16 protein-coding genes are annotated in these 15331 nt (G+C 46.6%); 13 read left to right on the plus strand and 3 right to left on the minus strand.

Translation table 11 applies throughout. From position 1 onward, the window contains the following. Positions 1–13: 13 nt before the first annotated feature. From LJ707_RS14160 to LJ707_RS14205, 10 genes are all read left to right on the plus strand, one after another. A complete protein-coding gene (locus LJ707_RS14160; RefSeq protein WP_228952040.1) occupies positions 14–1051 on the plus strand; it encodes a hypothetical protein in 1038 nt (345 codons plus the stop codon). Further along, positions 1051–1920, plus strand: a complete 870-nt coding sequence (locus LJ707_RS14165; RefSeq protein WP_228952041.1) for an HAD-IIA family hydrolase — start codon at positions 1051–1053, stop codon at positions 1918–1920. The genes LJ707_RS14160 and LJ707_RS14165 overlap by 1 nt, the downstream gene beginning before the upstream one ends. 96 nt (positions 1921–2016) lie before the next feature. Then, positions 2017–3048 carry a family 43 glycosylhydrolase gene (locus tag LJ707_RS14170; RefSeq protein WP_228952046.1) on the plus strand — a complete coding sequence of 344 codons (1032 nt, stop codon included), beginning with the start codon at positions 2017–2019 and terminating at the stop codon, positions 3046–3048. Between the two features lie 22 nt (positions 3049–3070). Then, positions 3071–4159 (plus strand): cellulase family glycosylhydrolase, encoded by a 1089-nt coding sequence (locus LJ707_RS14175; protein ID WP_228952049.1) that lies wholly within the window; start codon positions 3071–3073, stop codon positions 4157–4159. Positions 4160–4283: 124 nt separating this feature from the next. Further along, on the plus strand, positions 4284–5363 hold the full coding sequence (locus LJ707_RS14180; RefSeq protein ID WP_228952051.1) for an aldose epimerase family protein: 1080 nt from the start codon (positions 4284–4286) through the stop codon (positions 5361–5363). 103 nt (positions 5364–5466) lie between these two features. Beyond that, positions 5467–6456, plus strand: coding sequence for a GTP 3',8-cyclase MoaA (gene moaA / locus LJ707_RS14185; RefSeq protein ID WP_255678929.1), 990 nt, complete (start codon positions 5467–5469; stop codon positions 6454–6456). A gap of 9 nt (positions 6457–6465) precedes the next feature. After that, the gene (locus LJ707_RS14190) at positions 6466–7668 is read left to right on the plus strand and encodes a molybdopterin molybdotransferase MoeA (RefSeq protein WP_228952053.1); all 1203 of its coding nucleotides are present in this window, start codon (positions 6466–6468) and stop codon (positions 7666–7668) included. 3 nt (positions 7669–7671) lie between these two features. Further along, entirely contained in the window at positions 7672–8145 is a 474-nt protein-coding gene (gene moaC, locus LJ707_RS14195) for a cyclic pyranopterin monophosphate synthase MoaC (protein ID WP_228952055.1), read from the plus strand. A 13-nt stretch (positions 8146–8158) separates the two neighbouring features. After that, a complete protein-coding gene (locus LJ707_RS14200; RefSeq protein ID WP_228952058.1) occupies positions 8159–9295 on the plus strand; it encodes an NTP transferase domain-containing protein in 1137 nt (378 codons plus the stop codon). Then, positions 9288–10352, plus strand: coding sequence for a HesA/MoeB/ThiF family protein (locus LJ707_RS14205; RefSeq protein ID WP_228952060.1), 1065 nt, complete (start codon positions 9288–9290; stop codon positions 10350–10352). The genes LJ707_RS14200 and LJ707_RS14205 overlap by 8 nt, the downstream gene beginning before the upstream one ends. Before the next feature lie 10 nt (positions 10353–10362). On the opposite strand, the gene LJ707_RS14210 is transcribed toward LJ707_RS14205, so the two are convergent. Beyond that, positions 10363–10794, minus strand: a complete 432-nt coding sequence (locus LJ707_RS14210; RefSeq protein ID WP_228952062.1) for a molybdenum cofactor biosynthesis protein MoaE — start codon at positions 10792–10794, stop codon at positions 10363–10365. Then, positions 10794–11036, minus strand: a complete 243-nt coding sequence (locus LJ707_RS14215; protein ID WP_194099769.1) for a MoaD/ThiS family protein — start codon at positions 11034–11036, stop codon at positions 10794–10796. The genes LJ707_RS14210 and LJ707_RS14215 overlap by 1 nt, the downstream gene beginning before the upstream one ends. 116 nt (positions 11037–11152) lie before the next feature. On the opposite strand from LJ707_RS14215, the gene LJ707_RS14220 reads away from it, so the two are divergent. The 3 genes from LJ707_RS14220 (at position 11153) to LJ707_RS14230 (ending at position 13880) form a co-directional block, all read left to right on the plus strand. Beyond that, complete coding sequence (locus tag LJ707_RS14220; protein WP_228952063.1) at positions 11153–11482, plus strand: multidrug efflux SMR transporter; 330 nt, start codon at positions 11153–11155, stop codon at positions 11480–11482. A 246-nt stretch (positions 11483–11728) separates the two neighbouring features. Then, positions 11729–12346, plus strand: a complete 618-nt coding sequence (locus tag LJ707_RS14225) for a redoxin domain-containing protein (protein WP_228952064.1) — start codon at positions 11729–11731, stop codon at positions 12344–12346. Positions 12347–12434: 88 nt separating this feature from the next. Continuing rightward, entirely contained in the window at positions 12435–13880 is a 1446-nt protein-coding gene (locus tag LJ707_RS14230; RefSeq protein WP_228952065.1) for an NAD(P)/FAD-dependent oxidoreductase, read from the plus strand. Here the strand turns inward: LJ707_RS14230 and LJ707_RS14235 are convergent. Beyond that, positions 13877–15208 (minus strand): BamA/TamA family outer membrane protein, encoded by a 1332-nt coding sequence (locus tag LJ707_RS14235; RefSeq protein WP_228952066.1) that lies wholly within the window; start codon positions 15206–15208, stop codon positions 13877–13879. The two genes, LJ707_RS14230 and LJ707_RS14235, sit on opposite strands and share 4 nt — an antisense overlap. Positions 15209–15331 lie beyond the last annotated feature (123 nt).

Here is a 15331-nt window from a genome sequence, read left to right on the forward strand (position 1 = left end):
TTATAAATTCTAAATGGACTACTCAGTTATTATAAAGGCCGCATGGGAGGGATACGATGCGTCGAAAACGATCAAAACAATCGACGATATCAGTGCGAAGGTGTCAACCAATCACGTTTACCGCATTACGTTTGATGATGACGATATCATCATCGCCAAGCTATCCTATTTTGGTAAGTACGAGCATTTTAAAGAGGATCACCGGCTGATCCACGCCCTGTCAAACAACCTGCTTTACCCGTTTGAAACACTGCTTTCAAAATCATTGTTAAAAAATAACCGGGTTTACACCTACCGCTATAAGCAGGGTAAAAATGATGTATGGGTAGTGTTTTATAATCCCACCCGCATCATGACGCGCCTGCCCCGCCAACTGGAGGAGGAGCATATCATGAAGCTGGGGCAGCAGGTGGGCAAGTTCCACAAAGCCTGTTCAAGGGTTAAAAATGTGCTGCCCAAATCATCAAAAACGCTGCGTACGGATATTAATATTTTGCTGGAGCAGATAGCCAAAAACGAAAAACAGTTTGGCAGCCGTATGCAGGCCGACTATATAAAATACCATTGCGAACTGTTCCTGAAAAATCGCTCAAAATATAACCTTAACTCGTTCGAGATCATCCCGGTGTTTATTGACTGGAACATCGGTAACTTCTCGGTAACGCCTGATCTGGAACTGTATTCACGCTGGGATTATGATTGGTTCAGGATGAGTTACCGCATACTTGATTTTTACTTTTTTAGCAGGGTAGTATCTACCATTGGTGATCGTACGGTATTCAGCTACGTGATCGATACCATGATGGAGGACCGTTTTATACTTTTCCTGAAGGAGTATCACAAGATAAACCCGCTTAAGGCTGATGAAATTCGCTTTTTAAAGGAGGTTTATCGCTTTTTTATCCTTAATTATGTAATTAAGGATGGCAAGTACTTTTTTCATGAGCAGTATGCCAAAAAGTTACAGGCCGAGGCGTTTGAGATCTACCTGCCATCAGTTGACAGGGATTTTAATGCTGAAAAGATAATTGATGCCTTAAAGCTTACTTAATGCAGCGTATAGATAACTTTAAATCGATAATTGACCGTTACGAGATTATATTTTTTGATGCCTTTGGCGTTTTAAAGAACTATGAGGGCCTGGTACCGGGTATTGAAAAAACGTTTGAATACCTTACCAAACAAGGCAAGGAGTATTACATTGTTACCAACGATGCATCGCGCAGCCCGGCAGAACTGGCCGCGTCATACCATAAAAAAGGGTTAACTGTTATTGATCCGGAACGTATCATTTCATCGGGTATGCTCACCAAGGAATACCTGGATCTTAAAGTTAAGGACGGCATCGTGGCCTTTTTGGGTACACCCGAATCGGCACACTATATCGAGAACAACGGGCGGCACACATTGCCTGTATCTGAAGTTGATAGTACAAATATTGATAAGGTTAATGCCCTCGTTTTTATGGATGACGAAGGCTTTAACTGGTTTGAGGATATCAACAAGGCCGTGAACATTTTGCGTAAGCGCCCTATCCCGGCCATTGTAGCCAATACCGACTATGCCTACCCGCTTACCGCTAATGATATTGCCGTGGCTATTGGCGGTATCGCTAATATGGTTGAAAGCATAGTGGGCAAGGAGTTTATCCGCTTTGGTAAGCCCGATTCGCAAATGTTCATGTTCGCTTATGATATGATACGCGAACGCCGCGGTATCAGCAAAAAAGATATTGTTATGGTAGGTGATACCCTGTTTACCGATATTATGGGCGGCAATAAGTTCGGGTTGGATACTGTGCTGGTACTATCAGGCAATACCCTGCCCGGCGATGCGGAATCAAACATCCACTCAACCGGCATAGTGCCTACTTATATTTGCCAGAGTGCCGTTGTTGAGGATGGCGGTTTCGGCTTTTGATGCGTTTATAACCTGTAAAACTTAAATAAATGTAGCTTTTACATTTTTTAATTGTTAGAGAAAATTATATTTGCCTTTACCAATTAAATTATCGTAATGAAGAAAGCGCTTTTATGTTTAGGGCTTTGCCTTGCATTTTGTGCGGGTTTTGCCCAGCAAACAGCCACATTTACCAACCCGCTGCTGCCGGGCGGGCCCGATCCGTGGAATACTTATAAAGACGGATATTATTATTACACCCACACCACTGGCAACCACTTAGCTATCTGGAAAACTAAGGACATTACCGACCTTAAATCAGCCGAAAGAAAAACGATATGGACACCACCACCGGGCACCATGTACTCCAAAGAGATCTGGGCACCTGAACTGCATTTCATCCGAGGAAAATGGTACATGTATTTTGCAGCCGATGATGGCAATAACGATCATCATCGTATGTATGTGGTAGAGAATGCCTCTGCCGACCCGATGCAGGGCGAATGGACTTTTAAAGGACAGGTAAAAGACCCAAGTGGCAAATGGGCGATAGATGGTTCGGTGTTTGAACTCAAAGGTCAGCTTTACATGATATGGGCAGGCTGGGAAGGTGATGTGAATGAAAAGCAGAACATATACATCGCCAAAATGATCAACCCCTGGACCATTAGCAGCGAACGGGTAATGATAGCCACGCCAACCTATGCCTGGGAAAAGGACGGCGATTTGCCCGGAGGCAAACATTTAGACGTGAACGAAGGGCCACAGATACTGATACACGGTAAGGATGTTTTCCTGATCTACTCGGCCAGCGCCTGTTGGACGGATAATTACGCACTGGGTATGCTGCGTACAAAGGCCAATGCCAATCTGCTTGATCCTAAATCATGGACTAAATCGCCCGAGCCGGTATTTAAGCAATCGCCCGAAACAGGCGTTTACGCGCCGGGGCATAACTCCTTCTTTAAATCGCCTGATGGTAAGGAGGACTGGATTTTATATCACGCCAACTCAAATCCCGGCGACGGCTGCGGCAATAAACGTTCGCCGCGTGCGCAAAAGTTTACCTGGAATAAGGATGGCTCACCCAATTTTGGCGTTCCGCTAAGTACCAGTAAGCCCTTGGCTAAACCATCCGGAATTAAATAAAAACCAATTAAACTACTTATAAATGAAAATCAAAAGTATTTTAGCCGCGGCAATGTTATGTATTGCAACGGTAGCAAATGCGCAGGATGCTGCTAAGAAACCTGCGTACACACCGCCTGTCATCCCCGGCCGTTGGACGATGGAAAAAGCCAACACCTGGTATGCCCAATACCCGTGGATGAGCGGCGCCAATTACATACCGGCCTATGCCATTAACCAAATGGAAATGTGGCAGGCCGAAACGTTTGACCCGGCGGCTATTGATAAGGAATTCGGTTGGGCTGAAGGCATAGGCTTTAACCTGATGCGCGTATTTTTACACAGCCAGGCCTGGAAGGCTGATGCCCCCGGCTTTAAAAAACGTATCGATCAGTTTTTAGGCTTGGCCGATAAGCACCACATCAAAATAATGTTTGTGTTTTTTGATGATTGCTGGAATACCGGTGCCAAGCCGGGCAAGCAGCCTGAACCAAAGGTGGGCGTACACAATTCCGGCTGGTTGCAGGATCCTGGCTTTATCGTTAAAAAGCCGGAGGACTTTGCCTATCTTAAAAAGTATGTTACCGATATACTAACCACCTTTAAAAATGATAAGCGCATTTTACTTTGGGATTTATATAACGAACCCGGCAATAAAGACAAAGGCAATGCCTCAATGGAACTACTGGTTGAGGTATTTAAATGGGCGAGGACGGTAAACCCGTCGCAACCCATCAGTGCCGGTGTATGGCGTTGGGATTTGTATGACCTGAATGCGTTTCAGGCCAATAATTCAGACGTGATCACTTATCATAATTATGACGCGGTTGAGCCGCATACGGCCATGGTTAAGGTGTTAAAATTCCACGCCCGCCCGTTGATATGTACCGAGTACATGGCGCGTACCCGCAACAGTACATTTGAAACGGTAATGCCGATGCTGAAAGAGCAAAATGTAGCTGCCATAAACTGGGGCTTTGTATCAGGCAAAACAAATACCATCTTCTCATGGGAGAAAGTAATACCTGATGGCAGTGAGCCACCGTTATGGTTTCATGATGTTTTTAGAAAAGACGGTACCCCATACAAACAGGCCGAGGTTGACCTGATCAAAAAACTCAACGGAAAATAAACCAATAAACCAAAATCAAAACATGAAAAAACATTTTCTGCGTTCAATCGCAATGGCATTACCGGTTTGTGCAATATATTTGTCTGCCTGTAATCAGCAAGCAAGCAAAAATTCAACCGACACTATGACCGACAGTACTACCGCTGCAGCGGCACCTCAAGCCGCCGCGTTTGATACCACCATTGATGGTAAAAAAGTTCAGCTTTTCACCCTTAAAAATAAAAGCGGTGCCCAGGTAGGCATCACCAACTATGGCGGCCGTTTGGTTAGCCTGCAAGTGCCTGATAAGGATGGCAAACTTACTGACGTAATTGTTGGCCCCGGCAGTGCCGAAGGCTTTGTAAATTCAACCGAGCCTTATTACGGCGCGCTTATAGGCCGTTATGGCAACCGCATTGCCAAAGGCAAGTTCAAGCTGGAAGGTAAGGATTATAGCCTGTTTACCAATAACGGCCCTAACACGCTGCATGGCGGTAAAAAAGGCTTTCAGTATGTAGTTTGGGATGGCGCACAGCCCGATTCATCAACCCTGGTGCTTACCTACCTGTCAAAAGATGGTGAGGAAAACTTTCCGGGCAACCTTAAAGTAAAGGTTACTTACCAGTTTACTGATGATAACGCTTTAGATATTAAATACGAGGCTACTACCGATAAAACTACCGTTTGTAACCTTACCAGCCACGGCTTTTTTAACCTGAACGGTTGCGGCAGCGGCGACATCCTGGAACACGTTTTACAGGTTGATGCCGATACTTATATCCCGGTTGATGCGGGTTTAATTCCGTTTGGCCGGATTGATAAGGTGGCCGGTACACCGTTTGATTTTACCAAGCCTACCGAAATAGGTGCCCGTATTGATACCAACGCCAACGAGCAGTTAAAAAACGGCAAAGGTTACGATCATAACTTTGTGCTGAATAAGCACGATATCAGCAAATCAATCGCCTCCATAACCGGCGATAAGAGCGGTATCACCATGGATATTTATACCGAGGAGCCGGGCCTGCAATTTTACAGCGGTAACTTTATGCAGTCAAAAAATGAGATGAAGTATGGTAAAAAGGATGATTTCCGCACCTCGTTCGCGCTGGAAACACAACATTATCCTGATTCACCAAATCAGCCATCATTTCCAACAACGGTATTAAAACCGGGCGAAACTTATAAAACACATACCATCTATAAGTTTACTGTAAAAAAATAAGCACTGGCTTATCATAATTAAAGTCCTGCCGCGCAACCGGCAGGACTTTTTTGTAACATAGCCACCGTTAAATCGTTACTTTTACAAATAAAATTAAACGCGTTTGCTTACAGATAACCATGGCCGGCCAATAAATTACCTGCGCCTTGCGGTGACAGACAGGTGCAACCTGCGCTGTTTTTACTGCATGCCCGAGCATGGTCTTGATTGGCTTTCACGTGTCGAACTGCTTAGTTACGAGGAGTTGCTTCGCATCAGCAGTTTAATGGTAGGCATGGGCGTGAATAAGATCCGCATTACCGGCGGCGAACCCTTTGTACGGCGTGATATTATGCAGTTGTTATCCTCTTTATCCGCTTTGCCCGGGTTGGATGAACTGACGATTACCACCAACGGTGTACTTACCGCGCCTTATGTGAGCGAGTTAAAACGCCTGGGTATCCGTTCGGTAAATTTGAGTTTGGATACGCTGGATGCAGCAAGATTTTTTGCCATTACCCGCCGTGATGAATTCGCGGCAGTAATGCACACGCTGGAGCAACTGCTGAAGCACGATATCGATGTAAAGATAAATGCTGTAGTGATGCAAGGCCGCAACACGCAGGATATACTGCCGCTGGTTGAGTTGACCCGTGAGCTGCCCGTAAGCGTTCGTTTTATTGAGGAAATGCCTTTTAATGGCGATGGGCACCAGTTCAGCGGAATAGCATGGGATCATGTGCGTATTATGGAGGAAATAAGGCAGCATCATCCGCAAATAATTAAGGCGGTGGATGGGCCATATTCAACATCCTACAATTATAATATACCCGGCCATAAAGGCAATGTGGGGGTAATCGCCGCTTATTCACGTACTTTTTGCGGTACCTGTAACCGCATCAGGGTTACGCCTACGGGTATATTAAAAACCTGTTTGTATGATGATGGCGTACTTAACCTGCGTGATATGCTGCGCACAGGTAACAATGATGAAGAAGTAAAACGGGCATTGTTGTATGCCCTGAAACATCGTGCTGCTGATGGCCACGAGGCTGAGCGCCTGGTAAAGTCAACCGCGTCAATTCACCAATCAATGGCCGTCATTGGCGGATAAAAATTTACTATGATAACAGTTGAACAAGCTGAGCAGATAATACTCGAAAATAAAAGCGACCTCGGTGCCGAGATCACTATGTTTGATACTTCGGCAGGCCGTGTACTGGCCGAAACCATCCGTGCCGACCGAGATATGCCCCCCTATAACCGGGTGATGGTTGATGGCATCGCCATAAAATATAGCGCCTTTGAGCAGGGCATCCGCATATTTAAAATAAAGGCGGTACAGGCGGCGGGTGCAGCGCCCGTTGAGGTTGACAGCGATGAAGAATGTATAGAGATAATGACAGGGGCTTCCTTGCCGGAATCTGTGGATACAGTGATCCGTTATGAGGATATCACCATTGGCGAGGGTGAGGCGATCATCAACCTGGCCACAATTGAAAAAGGGCAGGGCTTGCACTTAAAAGGTGCCGACCGGAAGCAGGGCGATGTACTGGCTGTGCCCGGTCAGTTAATTACCCCGGCGGTGTTGAGCCTTATCGCGTCAGTAGGCGAGGCCGAGGTACGGGTAAAAAAGATGCCGCGCGTCGTGGTTATCTCGACAGGTGATGAAGTGATAGAGGTGCATAAACGCCCGACGCCTTTCCAGATAAGGCGGTCAAACAATTATACCGCGCAGGCTATCCTTAAATCACTGGGTTACGAGGCATCGGTGCTGCATTTGCCCGATGATCCGGAAGTTATGCGTAACCAGTTATCGCAATGTTTTCAGTATTACGATGCCATTATACTGGCCGGTGGTGTATCAGCCGGTAAGTTCGACTATCTGCCGCAGGTATTGAACGTATTGGGTGTTGAACAACTGTTTCATAAGGTAGCGCAGCGACCGGGCAAACCGCTTTGGTTTGGTAAACATGGCAATGGCGTGCCTGTATTCGCTTTTCCGGGTAACCCTGTGGCGGTGTACCTGTGTATGCACCGTTATTTTCTACCCTGGCTATATGCCACTTTAGGTAGGCAGCAACCCACGCCGGTTTACGCCATGCTGGATAATGACCTGGAATTTAAACCCGAGCTAAAATACTTTTTGCAGGTTAAGTTACTGGTAAATGAGCAGGCACAATTAATTGCCGAACCAATTGCAGGCAATGGCTCCGGCGATTTTGCCAACCTGGCCGATGCCAATGGCTTTATGGAATTACCGGCCGGTAAATCGGTGTTCAATAAAGGCGAAGTTTATCGTGTGCACCTCATTAACCCGTTATAAAATATGGACTTAACGCATATTGACAGTGAAGGCAACCCCGCCATGGTTGATGTGGGGGCCAAACAGGTAACCGCCCGCAGGGCCGTAGCCCAAAGTATTGTTTTATTGCCCGATGAAGTTTTAACTTTACTTAGTGGCGATGAGCTGCAATCCAAAAAAGGACCGGTGTTTCAAACAGCCATTATAGCAGGTATTATGGCGGCCAAAAAAACCGGTGAGTTGATACCGCTTTGTCACCCGCTGGGGTTAGATAACTGCTCGGTAACCATCAGCTTTAACCCTGAGCGTGAGGTGGTGGTGCAGTGTACCGCTGCATTAACAGCCCGCACAGGAGTGGAGATGGAGGCATTGGTGGGCGCGTCAATAGCGGCGCTTACCATTTATGATATGTGTAAGGCCTTGAGCCATAATATCGTGATAAAAGAAACAAGGCTTGTTGAAAAAACAGGAGGGAAGCATGATTTTAAACGGGCATAATAAACATACCAAAATGGCGAGGCCGTCGCTGGGAAATTTCGGGCGTAGCGAGTGGGCCATATTGGGAGCGCCCTGTACCGTGATAAAGCTATTGGCCGATGATGTGATCAAAGGGCTGGCTCCCGATTATAAAGGCGCTTACGCCGATACCACACATACCGATGACATGATACTGCCGCCGGGCAGGTTAAATGCCGGCGCGGTGTTAGAGTATACCGATCAGTTACAATATTCGCAGTTAAGCTATGCCGCGCCGTTATCGCCATTTCAATTAAGGCAGCATTTTTCGCAGGCTGACTTTGTGCTGGTAAACGGCAATCATCAGCAGGCTAAGGCGCAGGTTTTAGTGTTGGATGAAAACAAAAAGGCATCGCTCCAAAAGCGGGCGGCCAACCTTACAAACGTGGAGCTGATTCTGGTAAGTGATAACACTAATGAGGTATTTGATTTTGTGCAGGATGCCGTATTAAATTGGCGCGATATACCCATGCTTAAAGTGGATGATCTGCAAGGGATAATTACTTTTTTTAAAGGTAAACTCATACAAAACCAGCCTAAGCTTAACGGCCTGGTGCTTGCCGGTGGCAAAAGCCAGCGCATGGGCTTTGATAAAACCGCCGTAAAATGGCACGGTAAGGAACAGCGTTATCACGTTGCCGATATGCTGCGCGGGTTTTGCAGCAACGTATATATATCCTGCCGTGCAGAGCAGCAGGATGAGGTGCATACAGGTTATGCCGTGTTGCCCGATACCTTCACCGATCTGGGGCCTTACGGGGCTATCTTGTCTGCTTTTCGCAGTGAGCCGGACAGTGCCTGGCTGGTCGTAGCCACAGATCTGCCTCTGCTGGATGAAACAACAATACAACACCTGATAGCTTTGCGTAACCCTGCCGCTATAGCCACGGCGTATACCAGCACGTTTGATGGTTTGCCCGAGCCGCTTATTACCATTTGGGAGCCTAAAAGCTACCCGCAATTGCTGGCTTTTTTAGCGCAGGGATATAGCTGCCCGCGCAAGGTGCTGATAAACAGCGATACCTCGCTTATACCACCTGCAAACCCCGACGCGCTCACAAATGTGAACACACCGGACGAGCATGACCGCATTAAACTATTACTACACCAAAAAATAGCATCACATGACTAATGATTGGGCACGATACCATTGCCAGATAGCCTTACCCGGCTTTGGTGAGGCAGCACAGCAGCGTTTGCAGCAGGCCAGTGTTTTAATTGTGGGTATGGGCGGTTTAGGGTGCCCAACAGCTTTATACCTCACTTCGTCGGGGGTGGGCACTATCGGTATTGCTGATTTTGATACGGTTAGCGAGGGTAATCTGCACCGGCAGGTGTTGTTTGGGCCGGATGATACGGGAAGTAACAAGGCAGCCGTAGCCTGCCGCAAGCTTAAACAGCAAAACCCCGGGATTGAGTTTGTACCGTACGAGCAGCGTGTATCGCCCAAAAACGTACTTGAGTTTATGGCTGAGTATGATGTAGTGGTTGACTGTACCGACAATTTTGAAACCCGCTACCTACTGAACGATGCCGCGGTTATCAGCGGGAAACCACTGGTTTACGGAGCCATTTACCAATTTGAAGGCCAGGTAGCAGTATGGAACGTTGACCAAAGCAATGGCGAGCGCTCACCCAATTACCGTGACCTTTACCCGAAGGTAAATGCAGCGCAGATACCCAACTGCACGCAAGGCGGTGTAATACCTACGCTGGCCGGTATAATAGGTTGCCTGCAAGCCAACGAGGTAATAAAATATATCACGCAAACCGGCGAGCTGCTTGCCGGTAAACTGCTGGTGTTTGATGCCCAAACGCTGCAAAGCCGGGTTGTAAAGATAGGTACCTACACAAAAACCAATATTGTTACCTTGCCGGTTGCTGATGAGAGTGTGCCGGATATTGATCAAACCGAACTTAAAGAAATAATGGCGCGTGGCGATGCGCAGTTGATAGATGTACGTACCGATGAAGAACGGCAGGCGCATCATATCGGCGGAAAGCATATACCGCTTAACCGGCTTGAAGATAATTTGCACGAAGTTGATCCTGCTAAAACCACTGTATTTTATTGTGCCTCGGGCAAACGCAGTGCCGAAGCGGTTAAGATAGTTAAAAACGCCCTGCCCGATAGTAAAGCGGCATCCCTGAAGGGGGGCTTAAATGAGTGGCTCGACGAAAACGGTTGATTGGCCGGGTTTAAGGGTGCGCGGCTACCCATACCTCGCCATCCTCAAAAAATTCCTTTTTCCAGATAGGCACGGTTTGTTTCAGGGTATCGATAATATAACGGCAGGCGGTAAAGGCGGCATCCCGGTGCGCGGCAGATACGGCGATGATAACCGGTATCTCCCCAACCTGTAAAACGCCTGTACGGTGGTGTATCAATATCTTTTGCAAGGGCCACTGCTCAAACGCCGCGGTGGCTATCTTTTCCATTTCGCGCATGGCCATAGTTTGATAGGCCTCAAACTCCAGGCGTAAAACGGTTTTGCCTTTGGTTGCATTGCGTACCGTACCTATAAATACATCAATGCCGCCACTTTCGGGTGTCATTACCCATTGGCTGCAAGCGGTAATATCCAGCGGCGCATCAGTTATAAGTATGTTTACAAGAGAGCTGCTCATCATTATCCGCCGCTTACAGGTGGGATAATGGCCACTTCATCACGCTGATGAATGTAATCCTCAGGCAGTGCATATTCATTATTTACGGCGATAAGATAGGATGACAGTTGTTTTAACCGTGGATACTCCTGTTCCAAAGTATATTTCAGACTCATTACGGTGGCATCGTTCATTAGTTCTAATTGTATGGATGGGGCATTAAAAATGTCCTTAGCAACACCGAATGCCAAAATAGTGATCGTCATAAAAAACTTTAAATTGTGGCTATGGCAAATATAACAACATAAACAGGAAAGGTTCTAACTAAATCGTTGTCATTTAGCAGTCCAATAATCTTACTTTTGCGTAAACACCTCTATCTATGAAATATGTTTTTTTGGCGTTGGCCATCCTTTGCGAAGTGATTGGCTCGAGCTTTATCCAGGCATCTAATCAGTTCTCTAAACTTGTACCTTCTGTTATTGCTGTAGTTGCTTATTTGTCCTGTTTGTACTTCTTCTCTATCTCATTAAAAAGCATACCATTAGGGGTGGCCTACGCCATATGGGGCGGGTTGGGCATTGTGCTTACCGCGCTGGTATCAGTATTCGTGTTCAGGCAATCGCTGGATGCACCGGCCGTCATCGGCATGACCATGATCGTTAGCGGGGTTATAGTAATGAATGTTTTTTCACGATCAATATCTCACTGAAAAAAAATAATTTATCTGTTATTCAGTATTTTATAAAAAATATTGATTGATTTTGATTAGTATACTACTAAGTATATAGATTTTATATACATTTGTATCATCATGCCATGAAGACACAACAATTAACATCTGTTAAAAAAATCACGCTCCATTGCCAACCAAGTGCCGGTATGTGTTGTTGTTGCAATTGATCGAACTGAAAAATAAACTCAATTGATCGTACTTTTTTGCAACAACCAAATTTAAATGAACACGTATACTCTTTACGATGAAGTGGCGCTAAACGAGGCCCGCTTATCGCTCAATAAACAAACCGTTTCGCACAGCGCGCTATCAGGCAACTATACTGATCTGCGCCTTACTGCCGATAGTAACCGCTGGTACGAGTACTACAACGGGGCCATAACACATGGATATATTGATCTTAAAAAGTTTAACAACAAGCCGCTGGTAATTGCCTTTTATTCGGGCAAATGGGGCGATACCGGTTTAAACTTACTGCGTTCGCTTAACACCATACAGGCCGAAGTGAAAGCTAACGGTGGTAACCTGCTGGTGATAATACCCGAAGGTGAGCAGCATTTAGAGCAGATAGCATGGCTTAACAGCCTTACACTCAGTTTTTATGTTGATGAGCAGCATGCCTTAGCACAGCAGTTAGGGCTATACCATGAGCTGTTATCCGGTTGGAACAATGAGGCAGCTCAAAAAGTACTGCTGCCTGCAATTTATGTTACCGATGCCCGCCGCAAGGTAACTTACCGGCACGTATATCATAACACGGGCAACAGTTTTTCGGCAGGTGAGGTAATATCGGCAGTGTACAGTTCGGCGCTGCTGGTTAATAAAAAAGAATTTATATAATTAGTTTCAAGTAGGTTAAAGTGCCAGGGGGGTAAACTGTATGTTTATCCCCCTTTATTTTGCATATTTAACCAGGTAATTAAGTGATATGGCTGATAAAAAGGATTATGATGCCGTAGTAGTAGGCTCGGGCCCTAACGGACTCGCGGCGGCCATACTGTTACAGCAACAAGGCTTACAGGTACTGGTAGTTGAGGGCAAGGGCACCATTGGCGGCGGCCTGCGTACAGCCGAGCTCACCCTGCCCGGCTTTAAGCATGATATTTGTTCGGCCATACATCCGCTGGCAGCAGGCTCGCCATTTTTTAGCAAGCTGCCGCTGCATGAGCATGGCTTGGAATATATAGCCCCCGAGGTTGATGCCGCCCACCCGTTTGATGATGGTACCGCAGCGGTATTAAAGCGCTCGGTTGATGAAACAGCCTCATTACTTGGTGCCGATGCGGATACTTACCGTAAACTGATTGGTCCGGTGGTAAAAAACTGGCCAAGTATGGCTGCCGATATATTGGGGCCGCTGCATATTCCATCCAAGCCTTTTGCCATGGCGCATTTCGGCCTTTCGGCATTGCAACCGGCCACCATGCTGGCTAAACAGTTTAAAACCGTACAAGCAAAAGGCCTTTTTGCAGGGATGGCAGCACATTCCATACAGCCGCTCAGCAATATCGCTACATCGGCCATTGGCATGGTGCTACTGGCTAACGGGCATATAGGCGGCTGGGTAATTCCTAAAGGTGGTTCGCAAAGTATTGCCGATGCGCTGGCAGGCTACTTTACATCATTAGGCGGAAAGATAGAGGTTAATACCTACATCACTTCGCTTTCGCAATTGCCATCGGCACGTGCCATATTTTTTGACGTTACGCCGAAACAACTACTGCAAATTGCCGGGCATAAATTTTCGTCCATTTATAAATGGCAGTTGGAGCGTTACCGTTATGGCGATGGCGTATTTAAAGTTGACTGGGCGCTTGACGGCCCGGTGCCTTTTACAGCCGAAGAATGCCGTAAGGCAGGCACCGTGCACATTGGGGGTACGCTGGAAGAGATAGAGATCTCCGAAAAGGCATCCGCCGCGGGCATACATTGCGAAAAACCTTATGTGCTAATGGCCCAGCAAAGTACTTATGATGCCACACGCGCTCCTGAAGGCAAGCAAACGGTTTGGGCTTACTGCCATGTACCCAACGGCTCGACTAAAGACATGACGGCCATTATTGAGAACCAGGTAGAGCGGTTTGCGCCAGGTTTTAAGGATAGGATACTCGCCAGGCATGCCTTTAATACCGCCCAGATGCAGGAGCATAACCCCAATTACATAGGCGGCGATATAAATGGCGGAATAATCGATATCGGGCAGTTATATACTCGTCCCGCCCTGCGCTGGTCGCCATACCGAACATCAGCCAAGGGCCTTTACATTTGTTCATCATCAACCCCTCCGGGTGGTGGTGTGCATGGTATGTGCGGTTACAATGCCGCCAAACGCGCGCTTAAAGATATTTTCGATATTAAAACCGGCAAGCTTTAAAAGGCCTCATTCAAGCCCAAAAATAAGCCCTTTGCTCCATATTTACCAAACGCGTAATCAATACAAAGATTGGTACGTGTTGCCTTGTTAAACAGTACACGTAAACCCGCGCCGCCGCCGGGTTGCCATACCTGGCCTATCTTTGTACCCAGATCATCATTGGCCGTTTGAAGGTTAAAGAAAGTTACCCCGCTGATAAACTTGTTCCGGGTGATCGGGAAACGGTATTCCACCTCGGAATAAGCGTATTGCGTACCTTTAAAGTAGGTAACGGTATATCCGCGCCCACTGCGAAAGCTTGGATCACGCCCCGTGCCCGGCAGTTCCAGGTAGGGCAGGGCACCACCTATAACAAATGAGGTCCAGTTCCAAAAGGCTATCACGTGCTCAGGGTTACGTTTTGACAGGCTCCAATATTTCCTGAAATCAGTGGTGAGCTGCGTGGCATTCTTGGTACTGCCTATCCAGGTTTGATTTACCCTGATACCGGCATCCGCATAAATACCCTTGTACGCGCGGTTCTGATTGTCGCGCGTGGTGTATTGTGCGTTGAACAATAAACCATTTGAGCTGTAATTGGCGTTGTTAAAGCCGTTTCGTTCGTTATAAATGTAGTACGGCGTAAGTTTTTCGCCAACCGGGTTATTACGGTCCTCAATGCTTCGCCTGATATCAAAGGATAAGCCCGCGCCTAAAAATAGGTTGTTAGTAACCTGCTTGTATATTTTTTCGCGGAGATTGTAAAAGTAGGAGTGCAGTACATAGCCCTTGCGGTCAGGGTTAGATAATATCCTGTCCGCCTCGCTGCCATTAGCGGCTTCGCCTATACCTATGCCGAAATCGGGTGTCAGGGTTTTGGCGGCTACCAGGCTACCTTGTAGATTCCAGTGGTTGCCGGGTGTAAACACATTATGACTTAAATAAAAATAGATAATACCCTTAGTGGTAATGGATGCCGACGTTGCCGCTACAGACATTAATGTACCCGGCTCACTGCCCAGCACACGCCCTGCAACTGCCTTAACACCAATTTGAAAACCAATACTTGGGTTTGAGGCTACATTGGGCATTAGGGTAATACCCGATTTTTTCTTGAGCGAATCGGGTTTCTTACTGGGATGAATTACATTCTGTATCAGGTCGCTGATGTCATATTGCCCTGCATATTCAACTTTTGGCTTTTTTACGGTATCACGCTGTAACGAGTCGGTTTTAAGTGAGTCGGTAGTGGCCTGAACCTGCGCCAAAGCAGGCTGGTACAAGCTTATGCTGAGGGGGATAGTAATCAGCAAATACTTTAATATGGTATATCTCAATTGTTTTTGCACGGTAGTGATGTGTTTTTGATAGTGAGTTATTAAAACTTAACTTTTAACCTATTTATTGCCAAAAGGTTTTTTTTACAGCCTCTGTAACAGTTAAATGGTATGGTTGTAAAATATTTATGAACA

It is taken from the genome of Mucilaginibacter sp. UR6-1 (genome assembly GCF_020880975.1).
Classification (GTDB): Bacteria; Bacteroidota; Bacteroidia; order Sphingobacteriales; family Sphingobacteriaceae; genus Mucilaginibacter.

Excerpts from the sequence above, each read along its gene's own strand:
- LJ707_RS14225 (WP_228952064.1), top strand. The coding sequence starts at position 11,729 with ATGAACACGTATACTCTTTACGATGAAGTGGCGCTAAACGAGGCCCGC.
- moaC (WP_228952055.1), top strand. The coding sequence starts at position 7,672 with ATGGACTTAACGCATATTGACAGTGAAGGCAACCCCGCCATGGTTGAT.
- LJ707_RS14230 (WP_228952065.1), top strand. The coding sequence starts at position 12,435 with ATGGCTGATAAAAAGGATTATGATGCCGTAGTAGTAGGCTCGGGCCCT.
- LJ707_RS14190 (WP_228952053.1), top strand. The coding sequence starts at position 6,466 with ATGATAACAGTTGAACAAGCTGAGCAGATAATACTCGAAAATAAAAGC.
- LJ707_RS14215 (WP_194099769.1), bottom strand. The coding sequence starts at position 11,036 with ATGACGATCACTATTTTGGCATTCGGTGTTGCTAAGGACATTTTTAAT.
- LJ707_RS14200 (WP_228952058.1), top strand. The coding sequence starts at position 8,159 with ATGGCGAGGCCGTCGCTGGGAAATTTCGGGCGTAGCGAGTGGGCCATA.
- LJ707_RS14220 (WP_228952063.1), top strand. The coding sequence starts at position 11,153 with ATGAAATATGTTTTTTTGGCGTTGGCCATCCTTTGCGAAGTGATTGGC.
- LJ707_RS14180 (WP_228952051.1), top strand. The coding sequence starts at position 4,284 with ATGACCGACAGTACTACCGCTGCAGCGGCACCTCAAGCCGCCGCGTTT.
- LJ707_RS14175 (WP_228952049.1), top strand. The coding sequence starts at position 3,071 with ATGAAAATCAAAAGTATTTTAGCCGCGGCAATGTTATGTATTGCAACG.
- LJ707_RS14170 (WP_228952046.1), top strand. The coding sequence starts at position 2,017 with ATGAAGAAAGCGCTTTTATGTTTAGGGCTTTGCCTTGCATTTTGTGCG.
- LJ707_RS14160 (WP_228952040.1), top strand. The coding sequence starts at position 14 with ATGGACTACTCAGTTATTATAAAGGCCGCATGGGAGGGATACGATGCG.
- LJ707_RS14165 (WP_228952041.1), top strand. The coding sequence starts at position 1,051 with ATGCAGCGTATAGATAACTTTAAATCGATAATTGACCGTTACGAGATT.
- LJ707_RS14205 (WP_228952060.1), top strand. The coding sequence starts at position 9,288 with ATGACTAATGATTGGGCACGATACCATTGCCAGATAGCCTTACCCGGC.
- LJ707_RS14210 (WP_228952062.1), bottom strand. The coding sequence starts at position 10,794 with ATGATGAGCAGCTCTCTTGTAAACATACTTATAACTGATGCGCCGCTG.